General features: G+C 43.6%; 21 protein-coding genes. 10 read left to right on the forward strand and 11 right to left on the reverse strand.

Translation table 11 applies throughout. The annotated features are described in order from the left end of the window. Window positions 1-8: 8 nt before the first annotated feature. Window positions 9-857, reverse strand: coding sequence for a response regulator (locus ABFY09_RS07155; protein ID WP_347983617.1), 849 nt, complete (start codon window positions 855-857; stop codon window positions 9-11). Beyond that, window positions 857-1636 (reverse strand): sulfate transporter CysZ, encoded by a 780-nt coding sequence (cysZ, locus tag ABFY09_RS07160; protein WP_347983618.1) that lies wholly within the window; start codon window positions 1634-1636, stop codon window positions 857-859. The genes ABFY09_RS07155 and cysZ overlap by 1 nt, the downstream gene beginning before the upstream one ends. A gap of 200 nt (window positions 1637-1836) precedes the next feature. On the opposite strand from cysZ, the gene ABFY09_RS07165 reads away from it, so the two are divergent. Genes ABFY09_RS07165 through ABFY09_RS07175 form a run of 3 tightly spaced genes read left to right on the forward strand, consistent with a single transcriptional unit; the run spans window position 1837 to window position 4512 of the window. Then, a complete protein-coding gene (locus tag ABFY09_RS07165) occupies window positions 1837-2346 on the forward strand; it encodes a hypothetical protein (RefSeq protein ID WP_347983619.1) in 510 nt (169 codons plus the stop codon). A gap of 3 nt (window positions 2347-2349) precedes the next feature. Next, the gene (locus ABFY09_RS07170; protein WP_347983620.1) at window positions 2350-4149 is read left to right on the forward strand and encodes an ATP-binding protein; all 1800 of its coding nucleotides are present in this window, start codon (window positions 2350-2352) and stop codon (window positions 4147-4149) included. A 27-nt stretch (window positions 4150-4176) separates the two neighbouring features. Then, entirely contained in the window at window positions 4177-4512 is a 336-nt protein-coding gene (locus ABFY09_RS07175) for an Hpt domain-containing protein (RefSeq protein WP_347983621.1), read from the forward strand. Window positions 4513-4537: 25 nt separating this feature from the next. Here ABFY09_RS07175 and ABFY09_RS07180 read toward each other — a convergent pair whose 3' ends face one another. The 6 genes from ABFY09_RS07180 to ABFY09_RS07205 all read right to left on the reverse strand — a co-directional run bounded on the left by ABFY09_RS07180 (window position 4538) and on the right by ABFY09_RS07205 (window position 11809). Beyond that, complete coding sequence (locus tag ABFY09_RS07180; RefSeq protein ID WP_347983622.1) at window positions 4538-5044, reverse strand: GAF domain-containing protein; 507 nt, start codon at window positions 5042-5044, stop codon at window positions 4538-4540. Window positions 5045-5181: 137 nt separating this feature from the next. Next, window positions 5182-5895 carry a phosphate signaling complex protein PhoU gene (gene phoU, locus ABFY09_RS07185; RefSeq protein ID WP_347983623.1) on the reverse strand — a complete coding sequence of 238 codons (714 nt, stop codon included), beginning with the start codon at window positions 5893-5895 and terminating at the stop codon, window positions 5182-5184. A 14-nt stretch (window positions 5896-5909) separates the two neighbouring features. After that, on the reverse strand, window positions 5910-6740 hold the full coding sequence (gene pstB / locus ABFY09_RS07190; protein WP_317005526.1) for a phosphate ABC transporter ATP-binding protein PstB: 831 nt from the start codon (window positions 6738-6740) through the stop codon (window positions 5910-5912). Window positions 6741-6757: 17 nt separating this feature from the next. Then, window positions 6758-8473: a phosphate ABC transporter permease PstA gene (pstA, locus tag ABFY09_RS07195; RefSeq protein WP_347983624.1), complete on the reverse strand. Its 1716-nt coding sequence runs from the start codon at window positions 8471-8473 to the stop codon at window positions 6758-6760. Then, window positions 8473-10731, reverse strand: coding sequence for an ABC transporter permease subunit (locus tag ABFY09_RS07200; protein ID WP_347983625.1), 2259 nt, complete (start codon window positions 10729-10731; stop codon window positions 8473-8475). Before ABFY09_RS07200 ends, pstA begins: the two co-directional genes overlap by 1 nt. Before the next feature lie 109 nt (window positions 10732-10840). Continuing rightward, window positions 10841-11809 carry a phosphate ABC transporter substrate-binding protein PstS family protein gene (locus tag ABFY09_RS07205; protein ID WP_347983626.1) on the reverse strand — a complete coding sequence of 323 codons (969 nt, stop codon included), beginning with the start codon at window positions 11807-11809 and terminating at the stop codon, window positions 10841-10843. 404 nt (window positions 11810-12213) lie between these two features. On the opposite strand from ABFY09_RS07205, the gene ABFY09_RS07210 reads away from it, so the two are divergent. The 6 genes from ABFY09_RS07210 (at window position 12214) to ABFY09_RS07235 (ending at window position 20183) form a co-directional block, all read left to right on the forward strand. Next, window positions 12214-12738 (forward strand): TRAP transporter small permease subunit, encoded by a 525-nt coding sequence (locus ABFY09_RS07210; protein WP_347983627.1) that lies wholly within the window; start codon window positions 12214-12216, stop codon window positions 12736-12738. After that, complete coding sequence (locus ABFY09_RS07215; RefSeq protein WP_347983628.1) at window positions 12735-14123, forward strand: TRAP transporter large permease subunit; 1389 nt, start codon at window positions 12735-12737, stop codon at window positions 14121-14123. Before ABFY09_RS07210 ends, ABFY09_RS07215 begins: the two co-directional genes overlap by 4 nt. 52 nt (window positions 14124-14175) lie before the next feature. Continuing rightward, a complete protein-coding gene (locus ABFY09_RS07220; RefSeq protein WP_347983629.1) occupies window positions 14176-15135 on the forward strand; it encodes an NADPH:quinone reductase in 960 nt (319 codons plus the stop codon). A 135-nt stretch (window positions 15136-15270) separates the two neighbouring features. After that, entirely contained in the window at window positions 15271-16044 is a 774-nt protein-coding gene (locus ABFY09_RS07225) for an AraC family transcriptional regulator (RefSeq protein ID WP_347983630.1), read from the forward strand. Between the two features lie 303 nt (window positions 16045-16347). Beyond that, window positions 16348-19470: a bifunctional proline dehydrogenase/L-glutamate gamma-semialdehyde dehydrogenase PutA gene (gene putA, locus ABFY09_RS07230; RefSeq protein WP_347983631.1), complete on the forward strand. Its 3123-nt coding sequence runs from the start codon at window positions 16348-16350 to the stop codon at window positions 19468-19470. Window positions 19471-19484: 14 nt separating this feature from the next. After that, window positions 19485-20183 carry a 1-pyrroline-5-carboxylate dehydrogenase gene (locus tag ABFY09_RS07235; RefSeq protein WP_347983632.1) on the forward strand — a complete coding sequence of 233 codons (699 nt, stop codon included), beginning with the start codon at window positions 19485-19487 and terminating at the stop codon, window positions 20181-20183. A 110-nt stretch (window positions 20184-20293) separates the two neighbouring features. Here the strand turns inward: ABFY09_RS07235 and dctP are convergent, their stop codons facing one another. The 3 genes from dctP to uvrD all read right to left on the reverse strand — a co-directional run bounded on the left by dctP (window position 20294) and on the right by uvrD (window position 25396). After that, window positions 20294-21406, reverse strand: a complete 1113-nt coding sequence (dctP, locus tag ABFY09_RS07240) for a TRAP transporter substrate-binding protein DctP (RefSeq protein ID WP_347983633.1) — start codon at window positions 21404-21406, stop codon at window positions 20294-20296. Between the two features lie 131 nt (window positions 21407-21537). After that, on the reverse strand, window positions 21538-22650 hold the full coding sequence (locus tag ABFY09_RS07245) for a TRAP transporter substrate-binding protein (RefSeq protein WP_347983634.1): 1113 nt from the start codon (window positions 22648-22650) through the stop codon (window positions 21538-21540). A 532-nt stretch (window positions 22651-23182) separates the two neighbouring features. Further along, window positions 23183-25396: a DNA helicase II gene (uvrD, locus tag ABFY09_RS07250; protein ID WP_347983635.1), complete on the reverse strand. Its 2214-nt coding sequence runs from the start codon at window positions 25394-25396 to the stop codon at window positions 23183-23185. Between the two features lie 187 nt (window positions 25397-25583). On the opposite strand from uvrD, the gene ABFY09_RS07255 reads away from it, so the two are divergent. Continuing rightward, entirely contained in the window at window positions 25584-25778 is a 195-nt protein-coding gene (locus ABFY09_RS07255) for a hypothetical protein (RefSeq protein WP_347983636.1), read from the forward strand. The last annotated feature ends 131 nt before the right edge of the window (window positions 25779-25909 follow it).

Here is a 25909-nt window from a genome sequence, read left to right on the forward strand (position 1 = left end):
ACGCCCGTTTATAAGCTGTTAAACAGTTGTGCGATAAAATCTTCTTTTTCCTTGTCTTGGTCGATTAAGCTCAAGGTCACGGTTAAGAAGGTTGAATCATGCTTCTTCTCTGTCGTGGATACTGATTGCACATAATAGTTTAAACGGTTCACTGCGCCCTTATGCTCCAAATCCAGCACAGCTTGCCCTAATACCTGAGGCACTACATCGTCACTTTTAATCAACATAGTGGCTTCTTGCTTACTAAATTGGATCACCATGCAGCGAAATTGCTTTTCTTCGAATCGGACAATCGTCGGCAACTTCACATCTTTCACTGTCACGACGGGGGCATCAGAGTGAGTAAATTTCGTTGCTTGAATAGGCTGAGAAGATTTTCCTCCTTCCATTAAAACATCAATAGAAGCGGTTTCCACGCTTTGATTTCCTGCATCGGCTTTACGGGGCTTCTGAGATACTAAGCGGCCATCCAGTTTGTGTTTCTTCGCGGCAGAAAGAACTTTATTGATTAACTGTTCACTTGAAAAAGGCTTACCAAGATAATCCGTTACTCCCGCTTGCACCGCTTCAACAACATGACTTTTATCGCCACGACTGGTAATCATAACAAATGGTACGTCCGCTTTTTGATATTGCGGCTGTTCGCGGCACCATTTTAATAACTCAACGCCCGTCATCTCAGGCATTTCCCAATCACACAGCACCATATGAAATTGCATTTTTGCCAGTAGTTGCTGTGCTTTTCGACCATTAATTGCATCTTCAATCTCAATCGAAGGAAACTGCTTGCGCAAGGTTCTACGAATCAAATCTCGAGTAAAAGATGCGTCATCTACTACTAATATTTTCAAGGTCATTACAATATTCCATTAGCATTATCTAACAAAGCAGAAAAGTCGCCATGTTCTGCTCTAAAAGTGGAGAGCCATAATAAAGTTGCTGCAACAACCGCAATAGGCATCATAAATAAATTCAACAAAGGGATCGCCAAACCAACCATGACAACGCCGCCGAAAGTCCAACACAGCAAGGGTTTGGAGCGAAGAGCCTGTCTCATGTCACCAAATTTCACCTTGTTGTTATCAAAAGCATAATCCATAAACTGCAAAGCGAGCATCCAAGCAGAGAACAAAAGCAACAACACAGGAGCAATAACATTCACAATGGGTATAAAAGACAATAGCAGCAATAATAAAAAGCGCGGCAGAAAATATAAAATTTTCTGACATTCTCTCTGTAAACTGCGCCCTATAATTTTCATTATCACATTTGCTGTTAATTGTTCTTCAAAAACCTTACCCGTTTCTTTTTCTTCCACTTTTTCAGCTAAAAAAGCCATAAATGGAGAGGCCAAAATATTAATTCCAACAGAAAAGCTGTAAAAAAGCAGAACGCTAATAATGGCACCAAAGATCAAATAGAACAGCCAATTCAGAAAAGAAAACCAATCTGGCACATAGTTCATTGCCGAATCCAACAAGCTTTGGAAGTAACTAAACGCAAGTATGTAAATTAATCCCATTAAGGCAAAATTGGCCAGCAATGGAATCAAAATAAATAACCTCAAATCTCTCGAGAGAAGTAAAGGAACGGCTTTCAGAAAAGCACCTACGACTTTAAAGGGCTGGGTAATCAAAGTAAAATTTGCCTTTTGGTAAAGTAAAAAACACAGAATATCACGGAGACTTTCTGGTCTCCACAAACTACTTCATGATTCACTTGCTATGCCATATTTTGTGTCTTTTTAGACTGAACAAGCCGCTGTTTAACAACACAAGCACTCTTTTTTTGTCTATCATAGACAAATCATCATTTACAAAAGAATTAAGGTTTGCCATGGGCTTGTTAACGCGTTCTCTATTATTGCTTTCCTGCCTTCTCTCTCTTTCTGTTTATGCGTTAGAGAAACCTTCTCATAAAGTCGTTTTAACGATATCTGGAGCAATTCACGTGACGAATGTTGATCAAGAAGCGGCGTTCGATATGACAATGTTAAAAGCGCTCCCTCAGTACGTCATAACAACAAAGAATCCTTGGACGAAAGAGGTGCATACTTATCAAGGATTTTCAGCGATAGACTTACTCGACTCTTTGGGAAATAAAGGCAATTTACTCCAAGTTACCGCCTTAAATAAATACATGACGGAAATTCCGCTTTCTGACTTCGCGGAGAAAGGGGCAATTTTTGCCACACACCAAGATGGCATACTGATGAGTGTTCGTAATCTTGGCCCAATTATGGTGATTTACCCTTTTGATACCAACGAAGACTTAAAGTCAGAACTGTATTACAGTCGATCTATTTGGCAAGTAAGCAGCATTAAAACTCTTATTGTCGCGGAGTAAAAAATGCTTTTGCCCAAACAAAAAGCATGGCTATCGAACTTCCGTAAAACGGTTCTGTATGCTTTCATTACCCTTATCATCACAATTTCTGTTTCTCTATTTGGCATTATCACCTACACAAGCAGTAGCGCTAAAGACAATAGCCGAAAAACCTTTGAAAGCTCACTCTGGTGTGCACTACAACTGCAAATACAGTCTTATCGTTTATTGGATTATCTGGTTGAGTTGGACGAAAGCGCTTTTCCGTTAAAAGGCGATGCGTTCTTTGAATACGATTTGCTGATGAGTCGAATCGACTTACTCAGAGAAGGCGAAATCGGTTCGCTTATTCGCAACTTTGAGAAAGGACGAGTTGTAAAACAACTTAATCTAATCAATGGAGAATTAGAGCTTTTAAGCTTCAACATTTCCAAGTTAGAGCAAGGTGACATTTCTTATTTAACAAACATCATTGAGCGTATTCAGCGCCTTCAACCTAAGATTGATGAGTTTGTCTCTTTGGTGAATAAAGGCAGCACAGAATACATAAATAAAGGCCGTAAAGATTTTGAGCACAGTCTAAACGCGATTCAGTTTTTGTCTATGGTGCTATTAATCTGTTTATTGCTCTTATCTTTCTTTACAGTGAAAGCTTTGATTAAGTTACAAAAGTCACTAAGAGAAACCAATGAGCTAAAAACAGGCATGCAGGCCATTCATGAAGATAAAGCCAATATGCTGTCGTTTATTCATCAAGAACTTAGGTCACCAATCCACGCTATCCAGGGCATTGCTCAGACAGTCAAAAACACGCCTTCCGCTCAATCATCTAGCGAGCTTTCCGAGCATATTGAAGAAGCTGGCGATCAGTTGCTTCAAAGCATCGAAATGTTCTCTGACTTAGCGCAAATTGAGACAGACAGATTCTCTCTTTTGCATATAACCGACAATCTTCAAAAACATGTCGAAGCCTGCTTGATGCAGTTTGAGTCGCAAATGGCCAGAAAAGGCCTACAAAGTATTGCTTACATCGATCCTCTATTACCAAAAGACATCACCATCGATTTCAATCGCTTCAAAGAGATCATTATAAGCTTGCTGCAAAACACCTTGATTCATACGCCTTCTGGCAGCATCAGTGTGCAAATTCGCCCTTCTATTCTTGCTATCCCGTTGATGACAACGCCGCCAGCCTCCACACAAGAAACAAGAATGCTACAAATTGCTGTAAAGGACACAGGTTTAGGAATGCCAGATCAGTTACAAGAGAACCTGAGAATGAATCCACTGCTTCCTCAAAACGAAGAATCCATATTAAGAAGAATTGGCTTAAACTTAGCCTTATGCAATAAATTAGTAAAATGCATGAACGGCGAAATTCATTTTTATAATACGCCTAAAAAAGGTTGCGAATTCTGGGTTGATATTCCCTACTATGTTGAACGCGACGCCACTCAAATCGACAAGCCAAAGAAGGCTCCCAGCCATCAACCTTACGCGAATAGACATGTACTTCTTATCGAAGAAGATTCACACTTAGCAAAGGTTCTATCCAATCAATTAGCAACATTCGGCCTTAAGGCAACTCTTTTCAAAGAAGGAAGCAATCCATCAAAAGAAAAGCTGGACGCTGTCATTCTAGGTAACTCAACTTGGCTAGAAAGAGATGGACTCGATATGATGGAGCAATGGAAAAAGCAAGGAACGCCTATTCTTAGCTACAGTATCGATGCAGTTAAACAAGACGAGCAACACATTACGCAGCTGTCATTCCCGCTGCTACAGAGCCAGATAGAAAAGAGAATAACTCAACTTTTTAAGTAATAAATAAATTCTGACAAGGTACCTTAAATGATCGACTACTCTTATCTCGACTCACTTGTTGAACTACTTGGAAAAGTAGCCATTAACGAGATACGCTTAGTTTATATAAATGAAAGTGCTGAAAAGCTAGAAGACTTATTCGCAGCATGGGAAGCTAAAAACTTCACAGAACTGCAAGACATCAGTCATTCACTAAAGTCGTCCAGCTTAAGTATGTCAATGACAGACTTTGCAGAGCAATGCCGAATGATCGAAGAGCTATCACAAACAGCGGATGAACAAGGCATTAAACTGATCACCGAAAACTTGTCTGTTGTCTATAACAAGTCCTTAGAAGAACTCGCAGCCTACTTCAAAGGCTGATAGAAAATAAACAACCTGAATTCGCTTAAATTGCGAACCCCCAATTCATATCCGTTGCGGAAACAAAAGTCGCTACGAGAAATTCGATTCCCGTTTGATCAGCTTCAGTAAAACGCCCAACCTTTGGGCTGTCCATATCAAAAACGCCCATCAACTTACCCTGTGAAATAACAGGCACTACCAATTCAGAAGCAGAAGCGGCGTCGCAAGCTATGTGTCCATCAAAAGCATGAACATCTTCGATACGTTGTGTTTCTTGGGTTTTCGCCGCTTCACCACACACCCCTCGACCAAAAGGAATACGAGTACAAGCCACTTTTCCCATATAAGGTCCAAGCACCAATTCTTCATTACGAGCAAAGTAAAAGCCAGACCAGTTAAGATCAGGAACAGTCTGCATGACAAAAGCGGAAAATTGAGCAGCGTTACAGATGAAATCTCGCTCTCCACTGAGTAAAGCTGCTAGTTGAGCGTTTAATTCTTGATAGGTTTCTTGCAGAGAGGACGTTGTATTTACTTCTATTGTAAACATGAAGGTTATCACCAAAAAAGACAAAACCAGATGATAACAAAGTCTGTATAAAAGAGAGAAACAGAACAAAGGGATTGATTAAGAAGGTATCGATCTCATGCTAGTCTGGAACAATAGCATGAGACCGATTGACACTATTACACGCCTTTTACTTCATCGGCTAAATCATTCACGTTCACGTGACGCACATCGACACCTTTCACCATGAAGATCAAATGCTGACAAGTGTGACGGGCATGATCACCAATACGCTCAAGTGAACGAAGTACCCAAATGACATTGATCACGCTCGAAATACTGCGTGGATCTTCCATCATATAAGTCACTAAAGAACGTAAAGCTGCTTCGTATTCACGGTCTACTTCACGGTCTTTTTTCGCTACCTTAATCGCGGCTTCGATATCTAGTCGTGCGTAAGCGTCCAATGAGTCATGAATCATTCGTGACACCATTTGACCAATACGGCTGATCTCAACATAACCTCGTGGAGATTCACCACAGTCGATCAAATCAGAAGTCAATTTGGCGATCTTTTTCGCTTCATCACCTATTCGCTCTAATTCGCTCACGGCTTTACTGATCGACAAAATCATACGTAAGTCAGAGGCAGCTGGCTGACGCTTAGCAAGAATGCGAGTACATTCTTCGTCTATCAAGCCATCTAGTTCATTAACAGAAGCGTCTTTTTTTCTGACTTCTTCTGCTAGTTCGCCATTAGCGTCTAACAAAGCTTGAACTGAATCTTGAACCTGAGTCTCAACAATGCCACCCATGGTCAAAAAGTGTTGGCGTAACATTTCTAGCTCGTTATTAAACTGCTGAGAAATATGATCCGTTGTTAATTCTTTCATAATCCGTCCTCCGCCTAGCCGTAGCGACCTGTGATGTAATCTTCAGTTTGTTGCTTACTTGGATTAGTAAACAAAGAATTCGTATCGCCAAATTCAATCAAATCCCCCATATACATAAACGCAGTGTAATCAGACACACGCGCTGCCTGCTGCATGTTGTGAGTTACGATCGCAATGGTGAAGTCGTTTTTCAATTCGTGAATTAGCTCTTCAATTTTCAATGTTGAGATTGGGTCCAAGGCAGAAGCTGGCTCATCCAACAATAAAACTTCAGGTTTTACCGCTACCGTACGGGCAATAACCAAACGCTGCTGTTGACCACCAGACATACCTAACGCACTTTCGTGTAGACGGTCTTTTACTTCGTCCCACAAAGCGGCTGAGCGCAATGCCCATTCAACGGTTTCGTCGATCACACGCTTTTGGTTAATGCCTTGAATACGCAAGCCATAAGCCACATTTTCATAAATACTTTTTGGAAATGGATTTGGCTTTTGGAACACCATACCAACACGACGACGCAATTCTGCAACGTCGGTGCCTTTTTCATAAATATTGCTGTCATGCAGGTTGATCTCACCAGTAATACGGCAACTATCAACCAAGTCATTCATACGGTTGAAACAACGCAATAGCGTTGATTTACCACAACCAGAAGGACCGATAAAAGCCGTTACCTTCTTCTCAGGGATAATCATATCCACGCCTTTTAGCGCTTCTTTTTCCCCATAGTAAAGATGCAAATCTTTAACAGAAAGACAAACGGTTTCGTCTTCAATGCGCAAAGCTTGCTGGCTACGCTGCATTGCTGAAATATCAATTGAGTGTGTTTTTGCTTCGCTCATAATCTTTTCTTCTCCGCTTACATTTCTAGCGATTTGTATTTTTCACGTAGGTGATTTCGAATCGTTACTGCTGAGAAATTCAACAAGGCAATAACCATCACAAGTAATAACGCTGTTGCATAAACAAGTGGTCGCGCCGCTTCCACGTTCGGGCTTTGGAAACCCACATCATAGATATGGAAGCCTAAGTGCATGAACTTCTGATCTAAATGAATGAACGGATAATTTCCATCAAGTGGCAAGGTTGGAGCCAGTTTTACCACACCAACCAACATCAAAGGAGCCACCTCACCCGCGGCACGAGCAACAGCCAAAATAACGCCTGTCATGATCGCAGGACTCGCCATCGGCAAAACAACACGCCATAGTGTCTCGGCTTTTGTTGCACCTAACGCCAAGCTGCCTTCACGAACGTTACGCGGAATACGAGACAAACCTTCTTCTGTCGCCACGATAACCACAGGCACAGTTAACAATGCCAAAGTAATCGATGCCCACATCAAACCACCGGTACCAAAGGTTGGTGACGGCAAGGCTTCTGGGAAAAACGCTTCGTCGATTCCTGACCCCAAAAAGTAGATAAAGAAACCCAAGCCGAAGACACCGTAAACAATAGAAGGCACGCCTGCTAAGTTGTTTACCGCGATACGAATGACACGAGTAATAACCCCTTGCTTTGCGTATTCACGAAGGTAAACCGCCGCCACAACACCGAAAGGAGTAACCAACACCGTCATCAGCAATACCATCATTACGGTACCGAAGATCGCAGGGAAAACCCCACCTTCTGTGTTCGCTTCACGAGGATCATCCGTTAGGAATTCCCATACTTTATTAAAGTAAAAGCCCAATTTAGCAAACACACCCATCGCATTTGGACGGAAAGCGTGAACAATTTTCGATACTTGAATTTCATGTACCGTGCCGTCCATTACTTGAACGGTGAACGAGTCACGATTGATCTGCTGATAAAGCGCCGCCAGATTAGCCTGCAAGCCTTTATATTCTTCATCGTACTGTGAACGCTCTGCCGCAAGGTCTGCTTCTGCTGCTGGTGTTAAATCACCATTCAGCTCAAGACGACGTTGCTTAAGACGAATACGCTCAAGGGCATGGTTAATTTTACCAATGTCACCCTTTTCGATGTCTTTGATTTCATCGTGAATTTGAGACGCACGTTCAATACTTGCTTCAAAGGCCGCCCACGTTGCCAAGGCAGAATCCGTCGGCGTTAAATCTGTCGTTTCCGACACAACCTGTCCGTCTTCTTTTACCGACATAAGGTAACCGTAAAGGTTGCCCCATTCATGGCGTTCAGCCGCAAACAGCATCTCAGGTGTTTGAATGTCGCTTAAGTACTTATCCAGAACCCAACCGAAATCCGCACCGTACACATCGCGGTTACCCATTTTCAACAAAGTACGTTGCAAAATAGCGTCGCCATCGTCCGGGAGGTTTACACCCGCTTCACGAAGCTGAGCAGAGGTTACGTCAACGCTCTCTACGCGCTCAGCTGCAACCGTGTACGGTTTTTCACCCGGCAATGAATACGTCGCTTGCATGACATCCGCAGGCCAAAAATGCCCTAAACCACGAACCGCAATCAACAACAATAAACCCACAACCATGATGACTGAAATCGCCACAGCGCCTGCATTTAGCCACACCCATGGATCGCCAGATTTAAACCACTCGGATACGGACTTCTTTTCCATTTTAATTTCGCTACTCATTACAATGACCCGTATTTTTTGCGTAGGTGCTGACGCACGGTTTCAGCGATCGTATTCACTATAAAAGTGAAGATGAACAGAACAAACGCTGCCAAGAATAAGATACGGTAATGTGAACTTCCCACTTCAGATTCTGGTACTTCCACGGCAAGGTTCGCCGCCAAGGTACGCATACCTTCGAAGATATTGAAGTCCATAATTGGCGTGTTACCTGTCGCCATAAGAACAATCATGGTTTCACCTACCGCACGACCCATACCAATCATTACCGCCGAGAAAATACCTGGGCTTGCTGTTGGTAATACAACGCGAGTCATGGTTTGCCAATAAGTCGCACCCAAAGCTAAAGAACCTTGAGTTAATGCTTTTGGTACACTGAAAATGGCATCTTCCGTGATAGAGAAGATTGTCGGAATAACCGCGAAGCCCATAGCAAAGCCAACGACAAGAGCGTTACGCTGGTCGAACGTAATACCAAGATCATGAGTAATCCAGCCACGAATATTGCCGCCAAAGAAGTTCAACTCAATGACAGGGCTCATCGCCAAACAGAACCACGCCAAGAAAATGATCACAGGGATCAAGACCAATGGCTGCCAACCTTCAGGAACCAACCAACGAAGCTTCGTCGGTAAACGAGACCAAAGGTAAGCAAACAACAAAATACCAACTGGTAAGACAACCAAGATACTAAAGGTTGCTGCCAAGTTTTCTTCTAAGAAAGGCGCGAAGAATAAACCCGCTAAGAAACCAAGAATAACCGTTGGTAGCGCTTCCATTAGCTCGATCACAGGCTTGATCTTACGACGCAAGGCTGGTGCCATGAAGTAAGCCGTGTAGATCGCGCCACAAATCGCCAAAGGCACCGCCATCAACATGGCGTAGAAAGCGGCTTTTAAAGTACCAAATGCCAAAGGCATTAAGCTGTATTTTGGTTCAAAGTCGTTGTTCGCTGCAGAAGACTGCCAAGTGTATGTTGGCTCTGGGTAACTTTCGTACCAAACCTGTCCCCACAAAGACGACCAAGACACTTCTGGGTGTTCGTTATCCACATAGTAAAAGTGCATACCTTTACTATCTTCTAATAACAAACCATTGGCGCGAGGCGAGAAACTGATCAAACGCGCGGTTTCGTCACTTAATTGCTCATCAATCACTTTACGAGTCGAGGTCGCATTGTAGATGGCCACAACACCGTTATCGTCAAGTGTCGCGAAGCCTTTACGACGTTGTTCCATGGCCACATCAACCAAAGCATTGGGTTGTTGTACATCACGGATAAAATGCAGTTTTTCTTCGTTGGTTTCATCATCTCGAACGTTAAACCATTGGCTCACACGCCCAGAAGAATCTGCAACCATGACAGAAGTCTGACCCACCAAATAGTTCATGGAAACCAGTTCAGCATTCTCAGCCACTAATGACGCGCTGTCTTTTAGGCTGATGTTATCGAAGTCGCGTAGGTCAAACTCACTGAAATCACCTGAATGCGTCGCCACATACAAAGAACGCTGATTTCCGCTAATCAGTAAGCTTTTAATGTCGGCGATAAAAGGAAGGGGTTCACGTTGCTCAGTCAACTCCACTTCTTCTGTGATGAAGTTAACATCTTTAGTGACTTGCAAAATGGCGCTTTGCGTCGCACCCGATGCCGCGATGGTTAAACCGTCTTCACTGTCACGAACCGCCAATTTTTCAATCGAAAAATTAGCCACATCAATCGCTTCTTCACCATAAGGGTATTCAACAAAAGGCGTGATTAAACGTGTTCCATCAGGGTAAGAAATTCGGTAACCGTGTTTTTTAATAACCACTTTACCGTCAGCGTATCCAAACGCCAGCAAACGACTTGTGTCCGATTCAACCGCAAAACTCGTCACCGCTTGTGCGCGTGCGTTTTCAACGGTATCAATGACGGAACCATCTGCAATAGAAAAGAATACGATGCTGCCATTAGAGGCAACGCGCATACCAATTTCAGATTGTTCTTCCGTGGTTAAATAAAGGCTTTCACCTTCACTTTGCGCTGGCAAAGAATAGCTTGCCTTAGGGTCGATAGAAGCACCTGAAAATAATGGTGCAACTTCATAAAGGAGATAGAAACAGATCAACAGTACAGCAAGAATTACACTACTACCGCCGATAGCAATCCCCATTCCAGCCGCTTTGTCTTTCAGGGCTCGAAGTTTGCGATGACGCTTCAAAGCTGGCGTGTTGAAATCCAGCTCAGGCATCTGATGGTCAGTTGGTTTAGTCATCCGAATTCATCTTTTTTGTGTGACAATTTTATGACAACGAGAAAGTAGCAAAAAGCAGGAGAGCGTTATGCTGTCCTGCTTAGGGCTTATTCAATGTCGCTTAGCCTACTTATTTAATACCTAGCGTTTTAAGGTATTTGTCAGCCACTTTCGCTGGTAGAGGTACGTAACCGTCTTTTACAACAACCTCTTGACCCATTTTCGAAAGAACCATTTTAACGAATTCACGTTGTAGTGGTGCTAATGGCTTGTTCGGCGCTTTGTTTACGTAAACGTAAAGGAAGCGAGAAAGTGGGTATTTGCCAGTCGCTGCGTTTGCAGGCGTCGCTTCGATCAACTTGCCACCTTCTTTCTTAGAAAGAGGTAAGGCACGTACAGAAGACGTTTTGTAACCGATACCAGAGTAACCAATACCGTTAAGTGATGTAGAAACAGACTGTACAACAGACGCAGAACCAGGCTGCTCGTTTACAGAGTTTTTGAAGTCACCTTTGAAAAGTGCGTTTGATTTGAAGTAACCATAAGTACCAGACACTGAGTTACGACCAAACAATTGAACGTCACGGTTAGTCCAAGCGCCAGTTAAGCCCGCTTTACCCCAGTTAGTGATGTCTTCGCTGTGTCCACCTTTACGAGTAGAAGAGAAGATTGCATCTACTTCAGGAAGAGACAAACCTTTTACTGGGTTATCTTTGTGTACGAAAACCGCTAGCGCATCGATTGCTACTGGAATAGCAGTAGGCTTGTAGCCGAATTTTTTCTCGAATGCTGCAATTTCTTTGTCTTTCATTGTACGAGACATAGGGCCGAAGTTAGATGTGCCTTCAGTCAATGCTGGTGGCGCAGTAGAAGAACCAGCCGCTTGAATTTGAATGTTTACATTTGGGTATAAGCGCTTGAAGTCTTCTGCCCACAATGTCATAAGGTTGGCCAACGTATCAGAACCAACACTTGAAATGTTTCCAGATACACCACTTGCTTTCGAGTAAGAAATCAAACCTGCGTCTACATCTGCAACAGCGTTAACAGAAACGCCCATTGCTGCAGCTACTGCCAAACTTGCAACTAGTTTTTTCATCACATAAACCCCAATGGTTATAGTCAAAAATTAATGAGCGGCTGCTCATATCTCGTTCGATGTTGAGGACTATAGAAAAGATGTGTGACAGTAATGTTACATAGCGAAATATTTCAAAATTATTTTTCAACCCGACCAAGAAACGAGAATTAAAATCGCACCAGAACGCCACTTTTTTCTAGTGATATCATCTCGAAACAAGCAAAAGCGCAATTTTTCACTTATAAAGGCGTATTTTATTCATAAAATGCCGCGAACTGCCGCGAGTAAGTCCCTGAAATATTCCCATAAGTAGCGTTATCCAATAGACTAGCTGTCCGGATTTTACTGGTTAGGTTTTAACCCTATAAAAAAACCTAAAAAGCATCCGTTAATAACGATTAAAAAACTCTGTGGGTATTTCAATGTTAAACAAACTAGTCTGTTCAGCCGAAGCTGTCTCCCATTACACAGGACGATGTGTGGCTTGGCTTACTTTATTTATGATGCTGCTTACTTGCCTGGTCGTACTATTACGTTATGGCTTTGATATTGGCTCTATCGCACTGCAAGAATCGGTTCTGTATCTTCATGCGTTAGTGTTCATGTTAGGCGCAGCTTATACACTTAAAGACGACGAACATGTACGCGTAGATGTGTTCTACCGAGACTTCTCTGCTACAAAAAAAGCATGGGTAAACATTCTTGGTGGCATTTTCTTTCTTTTACCTTTCACGATTTACACCACTTATTTAAGTTTAGATTATGTGAGTGCGTCTTGGCGTGTATTAGAAACTTCCCCAGAGCCAGGTGGACTGCCTTTTGTCTATCTATTAAAAACACTGATTCCTATCATGATGGTATGCCTAATTATTCAGGGCTTAGCTGATATTGCAAAAAACATAGCCGTAGTTAAGGCAAGAAAAACTTCAAAAGGACGTAACTCATGATTGAATTTATCCCTTTATGGCTCTTTGCAGCCGTTTGTATCTGCTTGCTGTTTGGCTACCCCGTTGCCTTTTCATTAGGTGGAACCGCGTTAATATTCGCAGCTGTTGGGTCATTGGCTGGCACATTTGACAGCGTTTTCTTAGAAGCTTTGCCAAACCGCTTATTTGGCATTGTTGGCAATGGAACCCTCATCGCGGTACCACTCTTTGTCTTGATGGGTGTACTCTTAGAAAAGTCGAAGCTTGCTGAAAAGCTACTTGAGTCCATGGCGATGTTATTTGGCACCATGCGTGGAGGTCTTGGTATTTCTGTTATTTTGGTGGGTATGCTGTTAGCTGCGAGTACCGGCATTGTTGGTGCGACGGTTGTCACCATGGGCATGATCTCTTTGCCAACCATGTTGCGCCGTGGTTATGACCCTGCGCTAGCAACAGGAACCATTTGTGCAACAGGAACATTAGGGCAAATTATTCCACCGTCGATCGCCTTAGTTCTATTAGGTGATGTAATGTCGAATGCTTACCAAAAAGCTCAATTGGAAATGGGAGTTTTCTCGCCTAAAACCATCTCGGTTGGTGACTTATTTGTCGGCGCCTTGGTTCCTGGTTTAATTCTGGTTTGTATGTATATCTTTTACGTTGTAATGGTCGCTTGGTTACAGCCTCACAAAGCACCAGCGGTTCCTCGCGAAGAATTACGCAACGGATCAACAGAGTCTTTAGCAGTTCAGTTAATTAAAGGCTTAGTTCCTCCTCTTATTCTTATTTTTGCTGTATTGGGCTCTATTCTTAGCGGTATCGCAACTCCTACAGAAGCAGCTGGTGTTGGCGCATTAGGTGCCGCTATTTTGGCTTGGGCCAGCGGTAAACTAGACTTCCAGACACTAAAAGACACTGTCTATTCGACGACCAAAGTCACCTGCATGGTGTTTATGATTTTGATCGGTGCTTCTTTATTCTCGCTAGTTTTCCGAGGATTTGGTGGTGAAGAGCTGATTCATGATTTCTTCTCTCAGCTGCCTGGTGGCGTTGTAGGCGCAATGATTGTTGTTATGTTGCTGATGTTCTTACTTGGCTTCATCTTAGACTTCATTGAAATCACCTTCGTAGTTGTGCCAATCGTTGCACCAGTTTTATTGGCAATGGGCTTAGATCCTGTTTGGCTTGGCATCATGATGGCGATAAACCTGCAGACGTCTTTCTTAACTCCGCCATTTGGCTTCGCATTATTTTACCTACGTGGTGTAGCACCTCCGGAAATCAAAACTCAGTCTATTTATAAAGGTGTACTACCCTTTATTCTTATTCAGCTCTTTGTGCTGCTATTACTATCAATATGGCCAGAGCTTGCGACTTGGTTACCGGAAAAAGTTTATGCTGATTAATTAAGCTGCTTGAGAAACAACAAATATAAATATCTACAGTGAGGGTTAGAATATGAAAGCAATGCAAATAAATGCCTATGGCCCAGCGAGTGATTTATCATTAGTCAACGCCAAAACGCCAAGTATTCATGCTGATCAAATCCTTGTTCAAGTCGGCGCAGCCGGAGTGAACCCTGTCGATACTTATATTCGTTCTGGCACCAATAACTACTCCACCACCTTTCCCCATACTCCGGGTTTAGACGGAGCGGGGACTGTTGTGGAACTTGGCTCTCAGGTCACTGGCTTTGAAGTGGGTCAACGAGTGTACTTTAGCCGCAACCTGTCTGGCTCCTCCGCCGAATTTGCTGTTTGTGCAGCGACTCACACTTATCCATTAGCTGACGCCCTATCCTTTGAAGAAGGTGCTTGCTTAGGCATTCCTTACACCACAGCTCACCGAGCTTTGTTTGGTCGAGCGAATGCCAAAACCGGCGACAAAGTTCTAGTTCATGGCGCAACAGGCGCGGTTGGTATCGCAACGGTTCAATTGGCGTTATCAGCAGGTATGGACGTGGTCGCCAGTGCAGGAACAAAAGCAGGAGTAGATCTTCTGCGTGCACAAGGCGTCAGCACAGTGATTATGCACAATGAAGACAACCACCTCGAAGCTTTTCAGTCACTGGAAACAGGTTTTGATGTAATTATCGAAATGCTAGCGAATCATAACTTAGACCAAGACTTCAAAGCCTTAACGACTGGCGGTTGCGTCGCTGTCGTTGGTAACCGTGGCACAGTAGAAATTAACCCTCGTGATTTAATGGCACGAGACGCTTCTGTTGTAGGTGTTGCTCTTGCGAACATCAAGCCAGTCGAATTGGCTTTGATTGCCAAAGTCTTGCGACCTCTTTTTGAAGAAGGCGTGCTTAAACCTGTGATTCGTCATTGCTACGACTTAACTGAACTGGCACAAGCCCATGAAGATGTTTTGAAGTCTGGCGCTTTAGGCAACCTTGTGGTTCGTGTTAGCTAATACAAGATTAGCGACGACAAACGCTAAGCACTAACACAGTAAACACGCTGCTTTCACCTGAAACGTCGTGTTTATTTTTATCGCTAATGCTATAACGCGCTATACTTTTTATTTACTCTGTACAAAAGGTCTATTTTGACTCAGCCTGATTCTGACATTATCAGCTTGCCAAGTGAAGCGCATGCCCATGATCACGACTACCACCAGCTGGTGGTTGTGCTTGATGGCAATACAGACTTCGATATTCAAGGTAAAGGTAAACAGCTCCATATTGGTGAAGGCTGTGTTCTGCCCTCAGCAAATAGTCATGCCTTCGCTGGACTGGGAGACAATCAGATCATGGTGGTCAACCTGCCGATTCCACCACAAAAAAGCATCACAGATGAAGAATATGAAGTGGTTTCGCGCTTATTCGATCAAGCGGCTTATTTTCAACTAAACCCTCGTTTACAGGTATTGGCCTCTGCTTTATCTGGTGAGTTGCAGCAATACCCGAATGACTCCATTCTTGCTCGTGCCTGCGGTAACACCTTACTCAGTGCGATTCGCCACCAAATGAACAGCAAAGACGTTCGTACTCGTGGTAACCAACTGGATATCGACAAGCTAGATCAATTTATCGAACTTAATCTTTCTCGCCGTGTTCATATTGATCAACTCGCCAACTTCTGCTTCTTGAGTGTGAGCCAATTCCATGAGCGTTTTAAAGATAAAACAGGCATGACGCCGCATCAGTATTTAATGCGAAAACGCTTAGAACGGGCTCAAGATTTACTTCGAGATGGTTTCCCTCCTATCCAAGTGGCAGAAATGTGCGGTTTCTCAAGCCAAAGCGCCATGACCAATGTTTTCTCCCAAACGCTAAACATCACACCGCTCAAATACCAAAAGCAATTTGGCAATCGTTAGTCTTTTTCAATATCACTGAAACGCCCTATTTATAGGCATTCCCCTCTTTTTTATCTATTTTGTGCACAACAACAAAACACGCCCGATTTTATTCTTCTCAAGCCGGACTTTCTTATAAAAAAAGACGATTTTTTCGAAAGACAGCGAATCCCCTCTGTCACTAAAGTGTCAGCATTATCCATATACGCATTACGCCACCGTGATTGATCAATAAGTGGCCAAAAAAATGCTTAATGCTCTATAACAATATGCGACCTTGGTAAAAAGCAACTGTGCTTTTTATGCAGCTCGGGAGACCCAATCATGTTTAAAGCGATTGATGTGTTACAACCAGAATTCATTCAAAAACCACTCAATGAATTATGGACGCTCATTTCCCCTCTTTACAAAACGGACGAAGAAAGCTGGTTAAAGGAACTTTTGCCCTTAGCAAAACCAACAGAGCAAGAGCTCGCCAACCATACTAATGCGGCGTCTCAATTAATCGCTGAAGTGCGAAAAGACGACGACAGCATGTCGATGATCGACGCACTTTTGTTGGAATACAGTCTAGACACCAAAGAAGGCATTCTATTAATGTGCCTTGCAGAAGCCTTAATGCGTGTTCCAGACAAAGAAACGGCCGATGCTTTTATCAAGGATCGCTTAAGCGTGGCCGATTGGGCTTCCCACGCGAAAAATTCAGACTCTTTCTTCGTTAATGCCTCAACTTGGGGGTTATTGTTAACGGGAAAAATTGTCACCATGGACGAAAACAAAGACGGCACACCAGCCAACCTTGTTAATCGTATGGTAAACCGTGTTTCTGAGCCTGTAATTCGTAAAGCGATGAACCAAGCAATGAAAATTATGGGACACCAATTCGTCCTAGGTCGCGACATCAAAGAAGCTTTATCTCGTGGTAAAAGCTACCGAGACAAAGGTTACACCTACTCTTTTGACATGTTAGGTGAAGCCGCTCTAACGGCCGAAGATGCTGAAAAATATTTGAGCTCTTACGAGCAAGCCGTTGAATCGGTAGGCAAAGACACTTATTCAAAAGGTTACCGCCCAACGATTTCAATTAAGCTTTCGGCACTTCACCCACGTTATGAAGTTGGTTGTGAAGAGCGTGTCATGACAGAGCTTTTCGAAAGCGTAAAAGGCTTAATCACCAAAGCTCGCGCATTAAATGTTGGCATTACCATCGATGCAGAAGAAGCAGACCGTCTAGAACTTTCCTTAAACCTATTTGAAAAGCTATACCGCGACGAAGCCTCTCGCGGATGGGGATTATTCGGCTTAGTCGTTCAAGCTTATTCTAAGCGCGCTCTGCCTGTTTTAGTTTGGCTGGCCGCCTTAGCGAAGGAACAAGGTGATCTCATTCCTGTTCGTCTTGTAAAAGGCGCTTACTGGGATTCTGAAATCAAGCTTTGCCAGCAACGCGGTATCAATGGTTATCCTGTTTACACTCGCAAAGAAGCAACAGACGTTTCTTACCTTGCCTGTGCCAATTTCCTTTTGAGTGAACACACTCGCGCGAATATTTTCCCGCAGTTTGCCAGTCATAACGCCCACACGATAGCGACAATACATTGTTTAGCGAATCAGCTTGGCGCAACATCAGAAGAGTTCGAATTCCAGCGTTTACACGGTATGGGCGATGCACTTTATAACCATTTAATCAAAGAGAATGACATCTGTGTCCGTATTTACGCTCCAGTCGGTAGCCATAAAGACTTGCTTCCTTACTTGGTTCGTCGTCTTCTTGAAAACGGCGCTAACAGCTCGTTTGTCCATCGCTTGATTGATGCCAGTTACCCGATTGCTGACTTGGTCGATCACCCTGTCACCACATTGGAAAACCGTAAATCATTGGCAAACCCTCACATCAATTTGCCTGCGAACTTGTTTGATGATCGCAAAAATTCATTCGGCCCAAACATCGAAATAGACTCTGAGTGGACGCCATTCAAAGCCAAGATAAAGGCTTTCATGGAGCAAGACACACAATGGCACGCCTTCCCTATTGTTGGTGGCGAAAAAGTCGAAACGGGGCATTCACATTCTATTGTCAGCCCTTACGATCATAGCCAAGCAACTGGCCAAATTGATTGGGCGGACACCACAACCGTTACTAAAGCCATTGATCTTGCTGAAGCGGCGTTTCCTGCTTGGTCGTCACGCTCTGCAACAGAGCGTGCAGATTGCTTGGAACGCGCAGCAGATTTGATGGAAGAAAACTACGCTGAACTGATGGCACTTTGTCATCGTGAAGCAGGCAAAACCATTCAAGACAGCATTGACGAAGTGCGAGAAGCAGTAGACTTCTGCCGTTACTACGCTCAACAAGCGCGAAGCCACTTCGCAACACCAACAACCTATACAGATTTCTTAGGAAACCAAAAAAAGGCACAGTTAAAAGGTCGTGGGGTTTTCACCTGTATCAGCCCTTGGAACTTCCCACTGGCTATCTTTATGGGTCAAGTCGTTGCAGCGCTTGTCGTAGGTAATACCGTGGTTGCGAAGCCCGCAGAACAAACCAGTTTAATTGCTTTTCGTGCCATTGAATTGCTTCATCAAGCCGGTATCCCAACAGATGTGCTTCATCTTCTTCCAGGCGACGGTGCAACAGTCGGAGCACCGTTAACCAGTGATAAACGTATTGCGGGCTTGGCGTTTACTGGTTCAACTGGAACAGCACAATTGATCAACCGCACATTGGCTGCACGTGGTGTCGCTCCAGTTCCTGTGATTGCAGAAACCGGCGGCCAAAACGCTATGTTGGTTGACTCAACTTCTTTGCCAGAACAAGTGGTTCGTGATGCCGTTCGCTCTGCCTTTGCCTCAGCTGGTCAACGCTGTTCCGCTTTGCGTGTTTTGTTTGTCCAAGCCGACATTGCTGATCGAGTCATTCCGATGATTAAAGGCGCAATGCAAGAACAGACTGTAGGTTTGCCTTACTTACACAGCACAGACGTGGGCCCAGTGATCGATAAAAAAGCGCAAAACATGCTACTTGATCACATTGAAAACATGAAGGCTGCGGGTAAATTAATCGCTCAAGCGGCTTTACCTGAGTTCGCGGATAAAGGCACTTATGTTGCGCCAACGGCGTTTGAAATTGACAGTATTGACCAGTTAACTGATGAGAAATTCGGCCCGATTCTGCATGTGATTCGCTACAAGGCTAGCAATCTAAACAAGATCATCGACACGATTAACAACTCAGGCTTTGGTTTGACACTTGGCGTTCATAGCCGTAACGAAACAACCTGTGCCAACATCGCCAGCCGAGCACGTGTTGGTAACCTCTACATCAACCGCGACCAAGTTGGCGCTGTTGTTGGCGTGCAACCGTTTGGTGGCCAAGGTTTGTCAGGCACAGGGCCAAAAGCAGGCGGCCCACATTACTTACAACGCTTCGCCATTGAGCAAGACCTTTAAGGGGAGACAACATTATGACAATCGTACAACCTATCCAAATTCAGGTCGCTCAAAATGTCTTCGAAGCATGGGACAAACTTGGCGTCATTGGTCGTGCTGAAAAGCTAGAGAAAGCATTAGCGTCTTTTTCGGACGATCAAGATAAAATGGCACAATGGCAAATTGATAACGCAAAGCGAGAAATTGCTGAAACTCGCGTGATGCCAGGGCCAACAGGTGAACGTAACGAACTTTCTTGCCAAGGTCGAGGACCGTTTCTGTGTGTTTCTCTACTCAATAACAGTTCAACAGACAAGAAAACAGAGACCGTAGGTTTAGTAGGTCAGATTTTTACAGCGCTGATTGCTGGCAACCCAGTAATTACTGTCGGTCAAGCAGGCCAAGATATCATGGACAAAATCACACCATATGTTGCAGAAGGCGTGATCCAAAATATTGCAGATTCAGCTTTAGATTCCTTGATGGAAGCAAATCACCTTGCTGGTATTGCTACCTTGTGTGATGAGGCTCAAGCACAGCAGCTCAATCAACGACTTGCGGCAAAAGGCGGCTTAATCTGTCAATTGATCGAAGAAACCGACAGCGAGAGCCTGAACACCATTGCGAAGCCTCACTACTTATTGAGATTTGTGACAGAACGCACCATATCTAACAACACCACAGCCATCGGCGGAAACGCCACACTACTCGAGCTGGGCAGCATGGATGATTAAAAATACGCGATAACAAAGCCTATTTTTTAATTAAAACACTCGATACAAAAAAGCCCCTTGGATCTCTCATCAGAGCGATTCAAGGGGCTTTTTTCGTTCGTAGTGATTACTTACTCAACTTCACGTCCGTTGATGTAAGCTCGCTCAGAGATTTCGTGCCATGCTCTTACTTTCTCGCCGAAGTCTTTGAATGAATTGTAGACCTTTGTACTTAATGCATCTGCCGCTGCCACTTCTTCTAGTGTCTCTTCAGATGCTTTCTTCAACGCAGATAACACATCGTCTGGGAAAGGCTTTAAGATAACACCATGCTCGTTCACCAAGGTATTCAACGCTTCATTATTCAATGCCGTAAACTCATCCAGCATTTCTGCATTGGCTTGACGAACCGCCGCGCGAATAATCATTTGTAGATCATTTGGCAATGCTTCAAAAGCGTCTTTGTTAAAGATGGCTTCCATAGAAGAACCCGGCTCATGCCAGCCTGGGTAATAGTAATATTTCGCGGCTTTATGTAGGCCAAATGCTAGGTCATTATAAGGCCCGACAAATTCAGTCGCATCAATCGTACCAGTTTGTAATGCGGTAAAAATCTCTCCACCAGGAAGGTTAACCGACGTGCCGCCGACTTTTTTCAAGACTTCACCACCTAACCCCGGTATGCGCATTTTCAAACCTTGAAAGTCCGCTAACGAGTTGATTTCTTTGTTAAACCAACCACCCATTTGAACACCGGCATTACCGGTTGCCATAGGAATGAGATTGAAAGGCGCGTAGATTTCTTCCCACAATGCCAAGCCACCGCCTTGATGAATCCAAGCATTAATTTCTTGCGCGGTAAAACCAAAAGGGACAGCGGTAAAAAACTGTGCTGCAGGCACTTTACCTTTCCAATAATAAGATGCTCCGTGGCCTATTTCTGCGGTACCACGAGAAACCGCATCAAATATTTCAAGTGGCGGTACAAGCTCGCCTGCGGCGTAGACTTTAATGTTTAAGCGACCGCCAGACATAGCGGTAATGTTTTTCGCTAATGTCTCAGCACCTGTTCCTAAAACAGGGAAATTTTTTGGCCAAGTTGTCACCATTTTCCAATTGATGACATCGGCTTTGTTATCTATTTTTTGGCTGATTTTCTCTTCATCTGACCCGCCACAAGCGACCAATGCAACAGCCGCTAAGCCAGCCAAAGCAAACTTTCCCCATGTTTTTATCATTCTCATTCGTTATTCCTCAAAATACCATTCGGTATGTTGTGTGCTTATCTAACAAAAAGCCCTTTCATCTAAAGATGAAAGGGCTTCCATGTCTTCAGAGACTTACAGAACTCTGTAAATCACTCATCATCTATTACTTAGTCATCAGCACGAGCATTGATAAACGCTCGTTCAGATACATCGTGCCATTTAGAAACAGAGTCTAAGAACGCTTTAAATGCATCATAAACTTTTTGGCTTTGTGGATCGTTAGCCGCAACCTTTTCCAAAACTTCATCCGATGCTTCTTTCAATGCATCGATAACATCTTGTGGATAAGGCTTAAGATCAACATTATGTTCAGTCAACAATGTTTCCAACGCTGTATTATTACGTGCTGTAAATTCACTGATCATATCCAAGTTGGCTTGTCTTACAGCTGTGCGAACAATCGCTTGCAGATCGGCAGGAAGTGCATTGAAAGCATCTTTGTTAAAAATCGCTTCAACCGCAGAACCTGGCTCATGCCAGCCTGGGAAATAGTAATATTTCGTTGTTTTGTACAAACCAAATGCTAAGTCGTTATAAGGACCAACCCACTCAGTTGCATCAATCGTACCAGTCTGTAATGCTGTGAAAATTTCACCGCCAGGTAAGTTTAATGGTGTCGCGCCAAGCTTTTTAAGTACTTCGCCACCTAGACCAGGCATACGCATTTTCAAACCTTGGAAGTCAGCTAGAGAGTTAATCTCTTTATTAAACCAACCACCCATTTGCGAACCTGGGTTACCAGCTAGCATAGGAATCAAGTTGAATGGTTCGTAAACCTCTTCCCATAATTCCAAACCGCCGCCAAAGTAAATCCAAGCGTTCAACTCTTGTGCCGTTAGACCAAAAGGAACCGTTGTGAAAAACTGAGCCGCTGGCACTTTACCTTTCCAGTAATACGCCGCAGAGTGGCCCATTTCAGCCGTACCGCGAGAAACCGCATCAAATACTTCTAGCGCAGGAACCAACTCGCCTGACGCATAGACTTTAATATCCAAACGGCCATTAGACATAGCCTTAATGTTTTTCGCTAACGCTTCAGCGCCCGTACCTAAACCTGGGTAGTTTTTAGGCCAAGTTGTCACCATCTTCCAATGAATAGTTTCAGCGGCATCTGTCGATGCTGCTTTTCCTTCTGTGTTCTCTGATCCGCCACAAGCGACCAAGATCAAAGCTAACAAACCAACAACTGTCAATTTGCTTAACTCAATTAGTTTACGCATGATTTCCCCTCTGGGAGCTAGTTTTCATTCGATAATAAGCGTCATCTAAGCCAATGCAGAACATGAAAATAGAACACTTTCAGCCGCACACAATATGAAACAATGAATGACTCAGACAAACAAAATCTCCCTTCTCTATATATAAAATAGGAAAGGGGCCAAGATGATAAGAATTGTTGCTATTTTGCTCAACCTTTTTTTCAAAAAATAAGGAATTTTAAAACACTTTTCTGACATTAAGGCTCTATACGCTCTCAAGCGAACCCATACATGATGACATCAATGATCAAAAGTTGAACATTGTCTTCCAAAATAGGGGAGATAAACTACAGTGTAACAACTGTAAGACTGCAAGCTGATACTAAAAAGCATCTGGGAGCGCTCGCCAATAAGCTTCAACGCAGTAAACAATTATTACTGAAGTCATAACAAGCAAGATGAAAGAGAGGATTTATGCTGACGCGTTGAGCTTGCGAAACAAGCGCAAATAAATGCTCTCTTTCATCTAACAACCATTAATAACAACCAAAACCTAAATCACTTCCAATTTAGCGAACGACAAGACTAGCCATTTTGTACCTTCGTCATCAAAGTTCACTTGTACACGGGCTTGTGGGCCTTGGCCTTCATAGTTCACCACTAAGCCTTCACCAAACACAGGATGACTCACTCGATCGCCCATATTCACCGTCACTTCTGGGGCTTTATAGCTGTTCAAGACATTGCTGTTTTGCAGTTTGTTTTTTTCAAACTGATAGTCTGGACGTTGCATAGAAACGGGTCGACTCACTTGAGATCGCAGGCGAACTTCTTCCAAACATTCCGGTGGAATCTCTTTGATAAAACGAGAAGGACTGTTGAAGGATTCGCTACCAAATAAACGACGAGACTCCGCATAAGTAATGTAGAGTTTCTCCATTGCGCGAGTGATACCCACGTAGCAAAGTCGACGTTCTTCTTCAAGCCTGCCCGGCTCTTCAAAAGACATTTTGCTTGGGAAGAGGTTTTCTTCTACACCCGTTAAAAACACCAATGGGAATTCCAAGCCTTTGGCAGAGTGAAGCGTCATCAATTGTACTGCATCTTGGTATTCATCTGCTTGCGCATCGCCAGCGTCTAATACCGCTTTATCAAGGAAAGCCACCAGTGGTGAACTGAATTCTTCGTCTTCATCGTTCCAGCTGAATCCACCTGCGGCGCCGACAAGTTCTTTCAAGTTTTCGATTCGAGCTTCGCCTTTTTCACCCTTCTCTTTTTCATGAAAAGAAATCAAACCAGCTTCTTCAATAATTTGTTCAAAGATGTCATTCAAGTTCAAATCTGGCTGCTGAACAGTCGTACTCAAACCTTCAATAAGGTGTAAGAAGGACTTAATCGCATTAGTGGCTCTTGCAGGCATAAGTGACTGTCGAACCACTTCTTGAGCGGCATCCCACATAGAGCAGCCATTATCACGAGCAATCTCCCGTAACGTCCCAATGCTACGCTCACCAATACCACGAGGCGGCACATTGACGACTCGCTCCATCGCGCCATCATCTTTAGGATCAAGCGCCAAACGTGCATAAGCTAAGGCATTTTTGATTTCTAAGCGGTCGTAGAATCTGTGCCCACCATAAATTCTATAAGCAATCTGTTCCCTAACAAGGCATTCTTCTATCACTCGTGACTGAGCATTCGAGCGATATAGAACCGCCATATCCGACAAAGATGTACCTTTGTCTCGCCATTGTTTGATGATGCCAAGAATAAAGCGTGCTTCGTCTTGCTCATTGAAGCCAGCATAAAGGGAAATCGGATCGCCTTCTCCGCTGTCAGTCCAAAGCTCTTTACCAAGACGGTCATCGTTGTTTTTGATCAAGCCGTTAGCTGCATTCAAAATATGGCCTGTAGAACGGTAATTTTGCTCCAATCGAATGGTACCAACATCTTTAAAGTCTTTCGTGAAACTCTGGATGTTTTCTATCTTCGCACCACGCCAGCCATAAATAGATTGATCGTCATCACCTACAGCCGTAATCGTGCCCTGATCACCAACCATAATACGCAACCAAGCGTATTGAATCGTGTTGGTATCTTGAAATTCGTCCACCAGCACATGGCGGAAACGATCTTGATAATGGCGCAACAATGCTGGAGTACTTAGCATTAGTTCATGAGCGCGCAATAGCAGCTCACCAAAGTCTAATAGGCCACCACGTTCACAGGCTTCTTCGTAGTGGTAATAGAGTTCACGCATGCCTTTGGTAAAAGGGTCATGGCTGTCTGGCACATGTGCAGCTCGGCGTCCTTCGTCTTTCTGGGCATTAATAAACCAAGACACTTGCTTGGGCGGCCAGCGCGTATCATCGATTTGTAGTTCTCGCATGATGCGTTTGATCAGACGAAGTTGATCATCGCTGTCCATGATCTGAAAGTTTTCTTTCAATCCAGCATCACGCCAATGCGCGCGTAGCAAACGATGAGCCAAGCCGTGGAAAGTTCCAACCCACATACCTTGTGGCGGAACGCCAACCAATTCTTCGATACGCCCTTGCATTTCACGGGCCGCTTTGTTGGTAAAGGTTACGGCCATCAGACTATAAGGTGATAATTCATAAGCGTGCATTAGCCATGCAATTCTATGTACTAATACTCGAGTTTTTCCTGACCCAGCGCCCGCCAATACAAGGCTATTTTGCAACGGTGCCGCGACAGCTTCTCGTTGTTTGTCATTCAGTGAGTCTAGGATAAAAGAAACGTCCATTACATTCCGCCATGATTAATTAATTTTTTTGTCATAAAAAACGCGTAAAAAAGAGATTGATTTTTGATCGATTTCCGTTTTTTATTAAGTAGAAAATGAGTTGTCTGTCTATTTTGACTTTTTTCCACTGCTGATAACAGTGATCTATGCGTTTCATCTGTTATTACAAAGCTAAAAGGGTATTACGATGAGCAATTATTCTGAAACTTTAACCGAAGTAAAAACTGATATCATGCATGCGTCTATTAGCTTAGACAATGAAATGAAAAAGAATAACCAAAAAGAAGACGCTGCGCGTATGCTAAAGGCACGACGAGCTATTGAACAGCATTTAGAACTAAAGCGTCTGCAAGACAACACTTCAAACGGTTGGGATGAGTAAAGCTCTACTCTCTTAAAACCAAACAAGCACATTCTTCTGCCTAACGACTATGCTTAGGCAGCGTGTGTTTTTCACTAAAAAAACCACACCTTTTGTAAAAAAACGTGTTTAGTCGTAATAATATCCTTCTT

This window comes from Marinomonas sp. 5E14-1 (genome assembly GCF_039939215.1).
Taxonomy (GTDB): domain Bacteria; phylum Pseudomonadota; class Gammaproteobacteria; order Pseudomonadales; family Marinomonadaceae; genus Marinomonas.

Coding starts and splice junctions, on each gene's coding strand:
- ABFY09_RS07155 (WP_347983617.1), bottom strand. CDS start 857: ATGACCTTGAAAATATTAGTAGTAGATGACGCATCTTTTACTCGAGAT.
- ABFY09_RS07165 (WP_347983619.1), top strand. CDS start 1,837: ATGGGCTTGTTAACGCGTTCTCTATTATTGCTTTCCTGCCTTCTCTCT.
- ABFY09_RS07170 (WP_347983620.1), top strand. CDS start 2,350: ATGCTTTTGCCCAAACAAAAAGCATGGCTATCGAACTTCCGTAAAACG.
- ABFY09_RS07175 (WP_347983621.1), top strand. CDS start 4,177: ATGATCGACTACTCTTATCTCGACTCACTTGTTGAACTACTTGGAAAA.
- ABFY09_RS07180 (WP_347983622.1), bottom strand. CDS start 5,044: ATGTTTACAATAGAAGTAAATACAACGTCCTCTCTGCAAGAAACCTAT.
- phoU (WP_347983623.1), bottom strand. CDS start 5,895: ATGAAAGAATTAACAACGGATCATATTTCTCAGCAGTTTAATAACGAG.
- pstB (WP_317005526.1), bottom strand. CDS start 6,740: ATGAGCGAAGCAAAAACACACTCAATTGATATTTCAGCAATGCAGCGT.
- pstA (WP_347983624.1), bottom strand. CDS start 8,473: ATGAGTAGCGAAATTAAAATGGAAAAGAAGTCCGTATCCGAGTGGTTT.
- ABFY09_RS07200 (WP_347983625.1), bottom strand. CDS start 10,731: ATGACTAAACCAACTGACCATCAGATGCCTGAGCTGGATTTCAACACG.
- ABFY09_RS07205 (WP_347983626.1), bottom strand. CDS start 11,809: ATGAAAAAACTAGTTGCAAGTTTGGCAGTAGCTGCAGCAATGGGCGTT.
- ABFY09_RS07210 (WP_347983627.1), top strand. CDS start 12,214: ATGTTAAACAAACTAGTCTGTTCAGCCGAAGCTGTCTCCCATTACACA.
- ABFY09_RS07215 (WP_347983628.1), top strand. CDS start 12,735: ATGATTGAATTTATCCCTTTATGGCTCTTTGCAGCCGTTTGTATCTGC.
- ABFY09_RS07220 (WP_347983629.1), top strand. CDS start 14,176: ATGAAAGCAATGCAAATAAATGCCTATGGCCCAGCGAGTGATTTATCA.
- putA (WP_347983631.1), top strand. CDS start 16,348: ATGTTTAAAGCGATTGATGTGTTACAACCAGAATTCATTCAAAAACCA.
- ABFY09_RS07235 (WP_347983632.1), top strand. CDS start 19,485: ATGACAATCGTACAACCTATCCAAATTCAGGTCGCTCAAAATGTCTTC.
- dctP (WP_347983633.1), bottom strand. CDS start 21,406: ATGAGAATGATAAAAACATGGGGAAAGTTTGCTTTGGCTGGCTTAGCG.
- ABFY09_RS07245 (WP_347983634.1), bottom strand. CDS start 22,650: ATGCGTAAACTAATTGAGTTAAGCAAATTGACAGTTGTTGGTTTGTTA.
- uvrD (WP_347983635.1), bottom strand. CDS start 25,396: ATGGACGTTTCTTTTATCCTAGACTCACTGAATGACAAACAACGAGAA.
- ABFY09_RS07255 (WP_347983636.1), top strand. CDS start 25,584: ATGAGCAATTATTCTGAAACTTTAACCGAAGTAAAAACTGATATCATG.